Origin of the sequence: Erwinia artemisiae, from assembly GCF_051400835.1 — a bacterium.
Lineage (GTDB): Bacteria > Pseudomonadota > Gammaproteobacteria > Enterobacterales > Enterobacteriaceae > Erwinia > Erwinia aeris.
Genome location: NZ_JBLFFM010000007.1, coordinates 98,501 through 110,297, shown reverse-complemented (window position 1 = coordinate 110,297; position 11,797 = coordinate 98,501). Strand labels below are relative to the sequence as shown.

Genomic DNA, 11,797 nt, shown 5'->3' with positions numbered 1-11,797 from the left:
TCTTGAGAGTGATTTAGCGCTTCAGCGCTTCGCTCAGCTCGTCGCGCATGGTCGCCAGCATCGCTTTTACCACGCGTGGGTTACCGGCGACGATGTTGCCGGAGTGCATATAGCCATGCGCGCCAACGAAGTCGGTCACCAGGCCGCCTGCTTCACGTACCAGCAGCTCGCCCGCGGCGAAATCCCACGGCTTCAGGCCGATTTCAAAGTAGCCGTCCACGCGGCCGGCGGCAACGTAAGCCAGATCCAGCGCGGCAGAACCGGTGCGACGGAAATCCGCGCACTGGGTAAAGAGTTTACCCACGATATTGATATACGGCGTGGCGTGCTGCTTCAGCTTGAACGGGAAACCGGTCGCCAGGATGGTGCCATCCAGATCGCGAGCGGTGGAGCCGCGCAGGCGATAGCCGTTCAGCTGGGTGCCCTGGCCGCGTACGGCGCTGAACAGTTCGTTACGCATTGGATCGTAAACCACGGCCACTTCGGTGCGGCCTTTGATACGTACGGCGATAGAAATACAGAAATGCGGCAGGCGCTTAATGAAGTTAGTAGTGCCATCCAGTGGATCGATAACCCATTGCACATCCTTGTCTTCTCCGGGCAGCTCACCGCTTTCTTCACAAATAATGGTGTGCTTTGGATAAGACTTGCGGATCACCTCAATAATCAGGCGCTCGGCGTCGCGGTCAACATTGGTAACGAAGTCGTTGCTGCCTTTCTGGCTGGCTTCAACGGCGTCTGGCGTTTCATAATTCTTGGCAATTAAATTACCGGCCTTGCGCGCAGCGCGCACGGCGATGTTGAGCATCGGATGCATCGGTCTCTCTCACTGGATGTTAAAGAACGGAAAACGGCGCGGATTATAGCAGGGGGCTCGGTAAAAGTCCTGAAAATATGTTAACATTGGCAAATTATCTCACAGACCTGAACTCCTATGCTGCATAACATCCGAATCGTGCTGGTGGAAACTTCTCACACCGGCAATATGGGATCCGTCGCTCGCGCGATGAAAACCATGGGCCTGACCAACCTTTATCTGGTCAATCCGCTGGTCAAACCTGACTCGCAGGCTATCGCACTGGCCGCTGGCGCCAGCGACGTGATTGGCGAAGCGCACATTGTTGACACGCTTGATGAAGCGCTGGCCGGCTGCAGTCTGGTGGTTGGCACCAGCGCCCGTTCGCGTTCGCTACCGTGGCCAATGCTCGATCCGCGCGAGTGCGGCATCAAGAGCGTGCAGGAAGGGCAGCAGGCGCCGGTTGCGCTGGTGTTTGGCCGCGAGCGCGTGGGCCTGACCAACGAAGAGCTGCAAAAGTGCCACTATCACGTAGCCATTGCCGCTAACCCGGAGTATAGCTCGCTCAACCTGGCGATGGCGGTACAGATCATCGCTTATGAAGTGCGCATGGCGTTTTTGCAATCGCAGGAAACCACGCAGCCCGACTACGAAGAGTCGCCTTATCCGCTGGTCGACGACCTTGAGCGCTTTTACCAGCATATGGAACAGATGATGGTGAGAAGCGGCTTTATACGTGAAGGCAATCCCGGCCAGGTGATGAGCAAGATGCGCCGCCTTTATACGCGGGCGCGTCCGGAGCGCGACGAGCTGAATATTCTGCGCGGCATGCTCTCTTCGCTGGAAAAGCCAAAGAGCGAGAAGTAGTCGAGGCGCGCAAAAAAGCAGCGGTAATAGTTGAGTAAATTACCAGGTTAAATACTTGAGTGAATTACTCGGTTAAATAGTTGACCAAAACACTCAGGAATGGCAGACTTCGTCCATCAAATGTTCACGAACAACCGAGGTCGTTTACGCCATGAGACTGACATCCAAAGGCCGTTATGCCGTTACCGCTATGCTTGATGTTGCGCTGCACTCGCACGAAGGGCCAGTACCTTTAGCTGATATTTCAGAGCGTCAGGGCATTTCGCTGTCCTACCTGGAGCAGCTTTTCTCTCGCCTGCGTAAAAACGGTCTGGTGGCCAGCGTACGTGGGCCAGGCGGCGGCTATCTGCTGGGCAAAGCGTCCGGCGAGATTGCGGTTGGCGCGGTGATCACCGCCGTGGATGAGTCTGTGGATGCGACCAAGTGTCAGGGCAAAGAAGGCTGTCAGGGCGGCGAACGCTGTCTGACCCACGTGCTGTGGCGCGACCTGAGCGAGCGTATCAGCGACTTCCTGAACAACATTACGCTGGCGGAACTGGTGAACAACCAGGAAATCCTGGATGTGGCCGATCGTCAGAACAACACTGAAAAAGCGCGCGTGCCGGCCGGCCGCCTGCATGAAACGATTAACGTCAATCTGCGAGCCTGATTAAAGCGGCGGCGAAAGCCGTCGTCCTCATACCACTCTGTGTCGGGGACGATGGTCACCGACGCGGCAGACCGCATTGAATGACATACTTAACTGTACGGAGTTCAACGCAATGAAAGTCCCGATTTACCTTGATTACGCCGCCACCACGCCCGCCGATCCCCGCGTAGCGCAAAAAATGGTGCAGTTTCTGACCCTTGACGGGACTTTTGGCAATCCGGCTTCCCGCTCCCATCGCTTTGGCTGGCAGGCGGAAGAAGCGGTCGACGTCGCCCGCAACCAGGTTGCCGAACTGATTGGTGCCGATCCCCGCGAAATCGTTTTTACCTCTGGCGCAACCGAATCCGATAATCTGGCCATCAAAGGCGCGGCCGAACTCCAGCAGGAGAAAGGCAAACACATCATCACCAGCCAGACCGAGCACAAAGCCGTGTTGGATACCTGTATCCAGCTGGAGCGCGAAGGGTTCGAGGTAACTTACCTGGCCCCGCACGCCGACGGCATTATCACGCTGCAACAGCTGCAGGACGCGATGCGCGACGACACCATCCTGGTTTCCATTATGCACGTCAATAATGAAACCGGCGTGGTGCAGGATATTGCAGCTATCGGCGAACTGTGCCAGTCGCGCGGCGTTCTCTTCCACGTTGACGCCACGCAGAGCGTCGGCAAGCTGCCGGTGGATCTCAGCGAGCTGAAAGTCGACCTGATGTCTTTTTCCGCGCATAAGCTCTATGGCCCGAAAGGCATCGGCGGACTTTACGTGCGCAGAAAGCCCCGTATCCGTATCGCCGCGCAGATCCACGGCGGTGGTCACGAGCGCGGCATGCGTTCCGGCACGCTGCCCGTGCATCAAATCGTCGGCATGGGCGAGGCCTACCGTATCGCAAAGGAAGAGATGAGCAGCGAAAGCGCCCGGCTTAACCTGCTGCGCAGAACCCTGTGGGCGGGCCTGAGCGAAATCGACGAGGTGTATCTTAACGGTAGCCTGGAGCAGAGCGCACCGAATATCCTTAACGTCAGCTTTGCGCACGTGGATGGCGAATCGCTGATTATGGCGCTGAAAGATCTGGCGCTCTCCTCCGGCTCCGCCTGCACCTCGGCCAGCCTTGAACCTTCCTATGTCCTGCGCGCGCTGGGCCTGAGTGAAGAGCTGGCGCACAGTTCGCTGCGCTTTTCGCTGGGGCGCTTTACCACGGGCGAGGAGATCGAATACGCTATCGAGCTGGTGCGTAAATCCATTACCCGCCTGCGTGACTTATCTCCGCAATGGCGAGCGGCGTCTTCGCGCTAATCTTTTCCGTTCTACGGGCTGTTTAGCCCGTTATGCTTAATCTGTTAATCTTAAAACGAACAGGCAGCGTTATCGCTGCCGTCGGCCGTTGCAAGGTCGATATAACAAATTTTTAACAAGGAGCCAGGTTATGACAACCACGCCAATGATCATTACGCTGTCGACGACAGCGGCGGATGCGCGCTGGGGCGAAAAAGCGACCCTGACCAGCAACGACAGCGGCATGACCATCCACCTTAACGGCGGCGATGTGCTGACCACCATTCAGCGCGCGGCGCGCAAAATCGACGGGCAGGGCATTCGTCACGTCAGCCTGCAGGGCGACTGGGACCTGGAAAAAAGCTGGGCCTTCTGGCAGGGCTATCGCGGGCCGAAAGGCGAAAGAAAAGTTGAATGGGCCGCGTTGAGCGAGGCGGATCGGGCCGAGCTCGATCATCGTCTGAAAATCATCGACTGGGTGCGCGACACCATCAACCTTCCGGCGGAAGAGCTTAGCCCGGAACAGCTGGCGCAGCGCGCGGTCGATCTGCTCTGCGGCGTGGCGGGCGAAAAGGCCAGCTACCGCATTACCAAAGGCGAGGATCTGCGTCTTCAGGGCTACAGCGGTCTGCATACGGTAGGACGCGGCTCAACACGCAGCCCGGCGCTGCTGGCGCTGGACTATAACCCGACGGGCGATGAGAAAGCGCCGGTCTTCGCCTGCCTGGTGGGCAAAGGCATCACCTTTGATACCGGCGGCTACAGCCTGAAACCCAGCGGCTCGATGGATTCAATGAAGTCGGATATGGGCGGTGCCGCCACGCTGACCGGCGCGCTGGCGCTGGCTATCGATCGCGGACTGGATAAGCGCGTGAAGCTGTATCTCTGCTGCGCCGACAACATGGTCAGCGGCAACGCTTTCCGTCTGGGCGATATTATTCGTTACCGCAACGGGAAAAGCGTAGAGGTGATGAACACCGATGCGGAAGGGCGCCTGGTGCTGGCGGACGGCCTGATCGACGCCAGCGAACAGAACCCGCAGCTGATGATCGACGCGGCGACGCTGACCGGCGCGGCCAAAACGGCGCTGGGCAACGATTATCACGCGCTGTTCAGCTTTGATGACGCGCTGGCGCAGTCGCTGCTGGAGAGCGCCGCCAGCGAGAACGAACCTTTCTGGCGACTGCCGCTGGCCGAGTTCCATCGCGGCTATCTGCCTTCTAACTTTGCCGATTTAAACAATATTGCCGCGCCTTCGCATACGGCAGGCGCCAGCACGGCCGCCGCGTTTCTGTCGCACTTTGTGAAGCACTATCAGCAGGGCTGGCTGCATATCGACTGCTCAGCGACCTACCGTAAAGGCGCGGTGGATCAGTGGTCTGCCGGCGCGACCGGACTGGGCGTACGTACCGTGGCGAATCTGCTGCTGAAATAGAACGTGTAGCCGGGCGCTGCGCCCGGCGCTTTGACTGGAAGCAAGCAATGAACGAAATCAACCAGCGCCTGGAAGAGGTGTTGAAACTGGCGGCGACCGAGCCTGCGCACCGCCCGGAGTTCTTTACGTTACTGATGGAAGCCAGCGTCTGGGTGCCTGGCGAAAGCGTGGAGCAGGCCGATGCGGAGCTGCAGCACTGGGAAAAAGAGGACGGCACCAGCATTATTCCCTTTTTCACCTCAGAGCAGGCGCTACAGCAGGCCGTCACCGAAGAACAGCCTTTTCTGGTGATGCCGGTACGCACGCTGTTTGCCATGACTCAGGGCGAAACGCTGTTTCTGAATCCCAAACTGCCCGTCGGCAAGGAGTTTTCGCCGGGGGAAATCAGCAGCCTGTTGGGGAAAGAGGGCAACGCCCTGAGCCAGCAAACGGTGCTGGAAGGCGGCGCTTCGCTGCTGCTGTCGGAAATTGCCGAACCGCCTGCGCAAACCATCGCCTCGCTGACGGAGCTGTTTGCTAAACATAAGCAGGTGCGGCGCGCATGGGTAGCGCATATTAAAGAAGCGGCGGACGCGAAGCCTAATTTGCTAATTGGCATTGAAGCCGACGGTGATATCGAAAATATCATTCAGGCGGCGGGCAGCGTGGCGACCGATACGCTGTTAGAGGATGAGCCGGTAGATATTTGCGAAGTAGTGGATAATGACAATATCAGCCACTTCTTTACCGCGCATATCACGCCCTTTTATGAACGGCGGTGGGGCAGCTTCCTGCGCTCGCTTAAGCAGGACAGGATCCTGTAAAGCGCCGGGCGACTTCTGCTTTGCTGATGGCGTTAAAACAGCGCGGCCAGTGTAAATAGCCGCGCTGAATATCGATCGCCATCGCCCGTCTTAATAAGGCTTTCCTTCCGGCCGCCGGGGCGGCTGTTTATCGGGTAGCGATCGGCAAATCGTCGCGGCTACCCCATTCGCCCCAGGAGCCGTCATAGAGCGTGACGTTTTCCACGCCCAGCGACGTCAGCGCCAGGATCAGCACGACCGCCGTCACGCCGGAGCCGCAGCTGGCCACCACCGGCTCGTCGAGCTTCACGCCCTGACGCTGGAAAATGGCCGTCAGCGCCTCCGGCGACTTCAGCTGACCGTTTTCCACCAGTTCGTTCCACGGCACGTTCAGGCTGCCGGGAATATGACCGCGATGCAGGCCCGGACGCGGCTCGTCCACTTCACCGTAAAACCTGTTGGCGGCTCTGGCGTCGACAATCTGCGCGCCGCCTTCATGGCTGATGACCATCACGTCGGTGATCCGCTTCACCACGGCCGGATCGAAACTGGCCTCGAACTCCGCTTCCGGCAGCGCGACGTCGCCGGTAGCCACCTCGTAACCGGCTTCGCGCCAGCCGCTCAGTCCGCCGGCCAGAATGGAAACCGAGGCTACGCCGAACTGACGCAGCATCCACCAGGCGCGCGGCGCAGAGAAGAGATTACCCTCATCGTAAACCACTAAATGTTTTTCGCTGCTGACGCCCAGCTCGCGCATCGCCACGGCAAAAGCTTCCGCTCGCGGCAGCATATGCGGATAAGGGCTGGCAGGGTCGGAAAGCGCTTCGATATTGAAAAAAGGCGCGTCCGGGAGATGGCCCGCACGGTACTCCGCCTGAATATCGCGAACCTTCTCCTGGCCCGGCGGCAGCATACGCGCGTCCAGTACCTGAATATCATCATCGGCATAGTGTTCCGCCAGCCAGTCGGCGGTCACAAACAAAGAGCAAGTCATAGCGGCCTCGCAACAGGAATAGTTGCCCTGAGTGTCGGTTATCCTGACGGGCATCTCAAGATCTTCTCGGGTTTTCTCCACGCCGGGCGGCGAGCTGAAGCATTTTTGCGCGATTGCGCACTAAGGTTGCCGGTCTGTAGGCGCTTAAGCGACTTTTTTAACGATTTGTTGAATATCCGATAGGAATGCGGGCTTATGCCCCCTATAATCGGCGCCATTTTCCCGGCCGGGGAGCCTTTTCACCGGCCAAACTCGACATCAAACAGGGGTCACTATGACTATCGAACGTACTTTTTCTATCGTAAAACCAAACGCGGTGGCAAAAAACGTAATTGGTGCCATTTTTAACCGTTTTGAAAGCGCTGGCTTCAAAATCGTTGGCACCAAAATGCTGCACCTGACCAAAGAGCAGGCTGAAGGCTTCTACGCAGAACACCAGGGCCGTCCTTTCTTCGACGGCCTGGTTGAATTCATGACCTCTGGCCCGGTAGTGGTTTCCGTGCTGGAAGGCGAAAACGCCGTACAGCGTCACCGCGATCTGATGGGCGCAACTAACCCGGACAACGCGCTGGCTGGTACGCTGCGTGCCGACTACGCGGACAGCTTCACCGAGAACGCGACCCACGGTTCTGACTCTGCCGAGTCTGCCGCTCGCGAAATCGCCTTCTTCTTTGGCGAAGGCGAAGTGTGCCCACGCACTCGTTAATTATTGATTATTGATGGCAGGGGAATGCGGCGCGTTTACAATTTATTTTCATAACGCCCTTTAATCCGCAGACGCTCTGCCTGTACAATAATGCGCCCCTGCTCAGCGGGGGCGTTTCATTTATACTTCTTATTAACCTCCCCAGCGCCATAACGTGTAACAACGAGGCCAGAGAATATTATGTCTGAACAAATTGTCACCCCGTCATCTGCTATCACCACGCCAAAAAAAGAAAAAATCAACCTGCTCGATCTGAACCGTCAGCAAATGCGCGAATTTTTTGTTGGCCTGGGCGAAAAGCCGTTCCGTGCCGATCAGGTAATGAAGTGGATTTATCACTACTGCTGTGATGATTTCGATGAGATGACCGACATCAACAAGGTTTTCCGCGGCAAGCTGAAAGAGCTGGCCGAAATCCGCGCGCCGGAAGTGGCGGAAGAGCAGCGCTCGGCGGACGGCACCATCAAATGGGCGATCACGGTCGGTGGCCAGCAGGTGGAAACCGTTTATATTCCGGAGAAAGATCGCGCCACGCTGTGCGTCTCCTCACAGGTCGGCTGCGCGCTGGAGTGTAAATTCTGCTCGACCGCGCAGCAGGGCTTTAACCGCAACCTGCGCGTATCCGAAATTATCGGCCAGGTCTGGCGCGCGGCTAAAATTATCGGCGCGTCGAAAGTAACCGGCCAGCGTCCTATCACCAACGTGGTGATGATGGGCATGGGCGAGCCGCTGCTCAACCTGAATAACGTTGTCCCGGCGATGGAAATCATGCTGGACGATTTCGGCTTCGGGCTGTCAAAACGCCGCGTGACGCTGTCCACCTCCGGGGTCGTTCCCGCGCTGGACAAGCTGGGCGATATGATCGACGTAGCGCTGGCGATTTCGCTACATGCGCCAAACGACGCTATCCGCGACGAAATCGTGCCGATCAACAAAAAATATAATATCGAAACCTTCCTGGCTTCCGTCGCGCGCTACATCTCCAAGTCCAACGCCAATCAGGGCCGCGTGACCATCGAGTATGTCATGCTGGATCACGTCAACGACAGCACCGATAACGCGCATGAGCTGGCCGCGCTGCTGAAAGAGACGCCGTGCAAGATTAACCTTATTCCGTGGAACCCCTTCCCGGGCGCGCCGTATGGCCGGAGTTCGAACAGTCGCATCGATCGCTTCTCTAAAGTGTTGATGGATTATGGTTTTACCACTATTGTGCGTAAGACCCGCGGCGATGATATTGATGCCGCCTGCGGCCAGCTTGCTGGTGAAGTCATCGACCGCACGCGCCGCACGATGCGTAAAAAAATGGCCGGCGAAGCGATTTCTGTGAAAGCGCTCTGAAAGCCAGGCTCGCGGCTTGTCCGCTGAGTAAAAGGGCGTAACATCGCTTCCGCTAAGGAGGCGATGATGAATAAGGGATTATCATTTTGGCTGGTCGCGCTGCTGCTTGCGGGCTGTAGCCTGACGACACCGCGCAGCGAGCTGGCCGGGACGCGACTACAATTAGGCCTGGCCTGGCTGGCGCAGGATCAGCTGGCCCCGGCGGAACGCAATTTACGACAGGCGCTGCAGCTGGCGCCTGACGACTATCGCTGCAGGCTTGCCATGGCGCGCTATTTTCAGCGCGTGGGCGACAACGCCGCGGCGCAGGAGCATTACCGAAAAGCCGTGGCGCTGGCAGGACAAAACCGTGACGTAATCAATAATTACGGTGCGTTTCTCTGTCTTTTAGGGCAGTATGATGCGGCCCAGCAGCAGTTCAGTAAGGCGATCCGAATACCGGGTCGCGCCGACGCCCTGGAGAATGCCGGCTATTGCTATCTGCGCGCGGGTGAAGCGCAGAAGGCCAAAGCCGCGTTGCTGGAAGCGACGCAAAACGATGCGGAAAAGGGCGCTGCGCTGCTGGCGGAAGCCGAAAGGCGATTTGGAAAGAACGAGCGCGATTCATCGCGGCTCCTGTTAGATGTTTATCAACACAACTTTGCCGCTTCGGCGCAGAGCTTGTGGTTAGAGATTCGCTTCGCCGCGCGGGCAGGGCATCCGGAGAGCATCCGGCTTGCCGGGGAACAGCTGGCGCGAAATTTTCCACAATCGATACAGTACCTGCATTTTTTAGCTAATGAATACTGAAGCCACTCAAGATAAATCAGCAGTAAATTCAACAGGCGAGCGCCTGCGCGTAGCCCGTGAGCAAATGGGCCTGTCTCAGCAGAACGTTGCGGAGCGCCTTTGCCTGAAACTTTCCACCGTCCGCGATATTGAAGAGGACAAGGCGCCTGCGGATCTGGCGTCTACCTTCCTGCGTGGCTATATCCGTTCTTACGCCCGGCTGGTGCACGTGCCGGAAGAAGAGCTGCTGCCGATGATGGCGAAACAGGCACCCGTACGGGCTGCTAAAGTCGAGCCGATGCAGAGTTTTTCCCTGGGCAAACGCCGCAAAAAACGCGACGGCTGGCTGATGATTTTTACCTGGCTGGTGCTGTTTGTGGTGGTAGGCCTGACCGGCGCATGGTGGTGGCAGAACCACAAGGCGGCGCAGGACGATCTGGTTTCAATGGCCGATCAGAATGTCAGCGCAGGCGGCGATAACAGCCAGTCCATTCCGCTGAACAACAGCGGCGCGGACGGCATGTCACCAGCCGAAGAGGCGCCGACGGCGCCTGCCCAGAGCGCGCCTGCGGATACCGCGGCCGCGCCTGACGCTGCTGCCACTTCTTCTGCGGCCAATACTTCAGCCGCCGCGACCGGTTCAGCCGCCTCTGCAGCCAATACTTCAGCCGCTGCTACTGGCTCAGCCGCGCCGGTTGCGGTTTCGCCTTCGCAGGTGCCGGCCGACAACGGCCAGATGCCGACGGCTTCTGCAGGCGTTAGCGCGCCAGCCGCCGAGGCCAACGCGCTGGTTATGAACTTCAGTAAAGAGTGCTGGCTGGAAGTTTCCGATGCGACAGGCAAGAAACTGTTCAGCGGGATCCAGCGTAGTGGTGGTAAACTCAGCCTTTCCGGCACGGCGCCATATCGTCTTAAGATTGGCGCGCCGGGCGCCGTTCAGATCCAGTATCAGGGCCAGCCGGTCGATCTGAGTCGTTTTATCCGTAGCAACCAGGTTGCCCGCCTGACAGTCGGTGCGCAATAACGCATCTTCTGGTCGCGAGTAATTTCGGAGAAAGAATATGCATAACGAAGCACCCATTATCCGTCGCAAATCAAAGCGCATTTACGTCGGCCAGGTGCCAGTGGGCGACGGCGCGCCTATCGCCGTCCAGTCCATGACCAATACGCGAACCACCGATGTGGCCGCAACGGTTAACCAAATCAAAGCGCTTGAGCGCGTCGGCGTTGATATCGTTCGCGTCTCTGTTCCCACCATGGATGCCGCCGAAGCGTTCCGCCTTATCAAGCAGCAGGTTAACGTCCCGCTGGTTGCCGATATCCATTTTGACTACCGTATCGCGCTGAAAGTGGCTGAATACGGCGTTGACTGCCTGCGCATCAACCCCGGCAATATCGGCAACGAAGAGCGTATTCGGCAGGTCGTTGACTGCGCACGTTACAATAATATCCCAATCCGTATCGGCGTTAACGCCGGATCGCTGGAAAAGGATCTGCAGGAAAAGTATGGCGAGCCGACGCCGCAGGCGCTGCTGGAATCCGCTATGCGCCATGTCGATCACCTCGATCGTCTTAACTTCGATCAGTTCAAGGTCAGCGTAAAAGCGTCGGACGTGTTCCTGGCGGTGGAGTCGTATCGCCTGCTGGCTAAGCAGATCGAGCAGCCGCTGCACTTGGGCATTACCGAGGCAGGCGGCGCGCGCGCCGGCGCGGTGAAATCCGCGATTGGCCTGGGCCTGCTGCTGTCGGAAGGCATTGGCGATACGCTGCGTATTTCGCTGGCGGCCGATCCAATCGAAGAGGTGAAAGTCGGTTTTGATATTCTGAAATCGCTGCGCATTCGCTCCAGAGGCATTAACTTTATCGCCTGTCCAACCTGCTCCCGTCAGGAGTTTGATGTGATCGGCACCGTTAACGCACTGGAGCAGCGGCTGGAAGATATCATTACGCCCATGGACGTTTCTATTATCGGCTGCGTGGTCAACGGGCCGGGCGAGGCGCTGGTTTCCACGCTGGGCGTCACCGGCAGCAACAAGAAAAGCGGGTTTTACGAGGACGGCGTGCGCCTGCGCGAGCGTCTGGATAACCACGATATGATTGACCAGCTGGAAGCGCGTATTCGTGCCAAAGCCGCGATGATGGACGAATCCCGTCGTATCGATGTGCAGCAGGTTGAAAAATAAATA

At 58.0% G+C, this 11,797-nt stretch carries 12 protein-coding genes; 10 read left to right on the top strand and 2 right to left on the bottom strand.

Annotated elements, in window-relative coordinates; all coding sequences use genetic code 11:
• Nucleotides 1–13: 13 nt before the first annotated feature.
• Entirely contained in the window at nucleotides 14–817 is an 804-nt protein-coding gene (suhB, locus tag ACMGEE_RS15990) for an inositol-1-monophosphatase (protein ID WP_253459288.1), read from the bottom strand.
• A gap of 117 nt (nucleotides 818–934) precedes the next feature.
• Between suhB and trmJ the strand changes: the two genes are divergently transcribed.
• The 5 genes from trmJ to sseB all read left to right on the top strand — a co-directional run bounded on the left by trmJ (nucleotide 935) and on the right by sseB (nucleotide 5,823).
• A complete protein-coding gene (gene trmJ, locus ACMGEE_RS15985) occupies nucleotides 935–1,663 on the top strand; it encodes a tRNA (cytosine(32)/uridine(32)-2'-O)-methyltransferase TrmJ (RefSeq protein WP_253459291.1) in 729 nt (242 codons plus the stop codon).
• Between the two features lie 151 nt (nucleotides 1,664–1,814).
• Entirely contained in the window at nucleotides 1,815–2,312 is a 498-nt protein-coding gene (gene iscR / locus ACMGEE_RS15980) for a Fe-S cluster assembly transcriptional regulator IscR (protein ID WP_253459294.1), read from the top strand.
• Between the two features lie 112 nt (nucleotides 2,313–2,424).
• Nucleotides 2,425–3,606, top strand: coding sequence for an IscS subfamily cysteine desulfurase (locus ACMGEE_RS15975; protein WP_436830332.1), 1,182 nt, complete (start codon nucleotides 2,425–2,427; stop codon nucleotides 3,604–3,606).
• A 130-nt stretch (nucleotides 3,607–3,736) separates the two neighbouring features.
• Nucleotides 3,737–5,020: an aminopeptidase PepB gene (pepB, locus tag ACMGEE_RS15970; RefSeq protein ID WP_436830331.1), complete on the top strand. Its 1,284-nt coding sequence runs from the start codon at nucleotides 3,737–3,739 to the stop codon at nucleotides 5,018–5,020.
• Nucleotides 5,021–5,067: 47 nt separating this feature from the next.
• Nucleotides 5,068–5,823, top strand: coding sequence for an enhanced serine sensitivity protein SseB (gene sseB, locus ACMGEE_RS15965; protein ID WP_253459304.1), 756 nt, complete (start codon nucleotides 5,068–5,070; stop codon nucleotides 5,821–5,823).
• Between the two features lie 127 nt (nucleotides 5,824–5,950).
• On the opposite strand, the gene sseA is transcribed toward sseB, so the two are convergent.
• Nucleotides 5,951–6,796: a 3-mercaptopyruvate sulfurtransferase gene (gene sseA, locus ACMGEE_RS15960; protein WP_253459307.1), complete on the bottom strand. Its 846-nt coding sequence runs from the start codon at nucleotides 6,794–6,796 to the stop codon at nucleotides 5,951–5,953.
• 274 nt (nucleotides 6,797–7,070) lie between these two features.
• Between sseA and ndk the strand changes: the two genes are divergently transcribed.
• The 5 genes from ndk (at nucleotide 7,071) to ispG (ending at nucleotide 11,794) form a co-directional block, all read left to right on the top strand.
• Complete coding sequence (ndk, locus tag ACMGEE_RS15955; protein WP_125289523.1) at nucleotides 7,071–7,502, top strand: nucleoside-diphosphate kinase; 432 nt, start codon at nucleotides 7,071–7,073, stop codon at nucleotides 7,500–7,502.
• Between the two features lie 180 nt (nucleotides 7,503–7,682).
• Nucleotides 7,683–8,843 carry a dual-specificity RNA methyltransferase RlmN gene (gene rlmN / locus ACMGEE_RS15950; protein ID WP_253459309.1) on the top strand — a complete coding sequence of 387 codons (1,161 nt, stop codon included), beginning with the start codon at nucleotides 7,683–7,685 and terminating at the stop codon, nucleotides 8,841–8,843.
• 66 nt (nucleotides 8,844–8,909) lie between these two features.
• Nucleotides 8,910–9,632 carry a type IV pilus biogenesis/stability protein PilW gene (gene pilW / locus ACMGEE_RS15945; protein WP_301252041.1) on the top strand — a complete coding sequence of 241 codons (723 nt, stop codon included), beginning with the start codon at nucleotides 8,910–8,912 and terminating at the stop codon, nucleotides 9,630–9,632.
• Nucleotides 9,622–10,635, top strand: coding sequence for a cytoskeleton protein RodZ (gene rodZ / locus ACMGEE_RS15940; protein ID WP_301730810.1), 1,014 nt, complete (start codon nucleotides 9,622–9,624; stop codon nucleotides 10,633–10,635). Before pilW ends, rodZ begins: the two co-directional genes overlap by 11 nt.
• 37 nt (nucleotides 10,636–10,672) lie before the next feature.
• Nucleotides 10,673–11,794 carry a flavodoxin-dependent (E)-4-hydroxy-3-methylbut-2-enyl-diphosphate synthase gene (gene ispG / locus ACMGEE_RS15935; protein ID WP_125289527.1) on the top strand — a complete coding sequence of 374 codons (1,122 nt, stop codon included), beginning with the start codon at nucleotides 10,673–10,675 and terminating at the stop codon, nucleotides 11,792–11,794.
• Nucleotides 11,795–11,797 lie beyond the last annotated feature (3 nt).

Excerpts from the sequence above, each read along its gene's own strand:
- suhB (WP_253459288.1), bottom strand. The coding sequence starts at position 817 with ATGCATCCGATGCTCAACATCGCCGTGCGCGCTGCGCGCAAGGCCGGT.
- trmJ (WP_253459291.1), top strand. The coding sequence starts at position 935 with ATGCTGCATAACATCCGAATCGTGCTGGTGGAAACTTCTCACACCGGC.
- iscR (WP_253459294.1), top strand. The coding sequence starts at position 1,815 with ATGAGACTGACATCCAAAGGCCGTTATGCCGTTACCGCTATGCTTGAT.
- ACMGEE_RS15975 (WP_436830332.1), top strand. The coding sequence starts at position 2,425 with ATGAAAGTCCCGATTTACCTTGATTACGCCGCCACCACGCCCGCCGAT.
- pepB (WP_436830331.1), top strand. The coding sequence starts at position 3,737 with ATGACAACCACGCCAATGATCATTACGCTGTCGACGACAGCGGCGGAT.
- sseB (WP_253459304.1), top strand. The coding sequence starts at position 5,068 with ATGAACGAAATCAACCAGCGCCTGGAAGAGGTGTTGAAACTGGCGGCG.
- sseA (WP_253459307.1), bottom strand. The coding sequence starts at position 6,796 with ATGACTTGCTCTTTGTTTGTGACCGCCGACTGGCTGGCGGAACACTAT.
- ndk (WP_125289523.1), top strand. The coding sequence starts at position 7,071 with ATGACTATCGAACGTACTTTTTCTATCGTAAAACCAAACGCGGTGGCA.
- rlmN (WP_253459309.1), top strand. The coding sequence starts at position 7,683 with ATGTCTGAACAAATTGTCACCCCGTCATCTGCTATCACCACGCCAAAA.
- pilW (WP_301252041.1), top strand. The coding sequence starts at position 8,910 with ATGAATAAGGGATTATCATTTTGGCTGGTCGCGCTGCTGCTTGCGGGC.
- rodZ (WP_301730810.1), top strand. The coding sequence starts at position 9,622 with ATGAATACTGAAGCCACTCAAGATAAATCAGCAGTAAATTCAACAGGC.
- ispG (WP_125289527.1), top strand. The coding sequence starts at position 10,673 with ATGCATAACGAAGCACCCATTATCCGTCGCAAATCAAAGCGCATTTAC.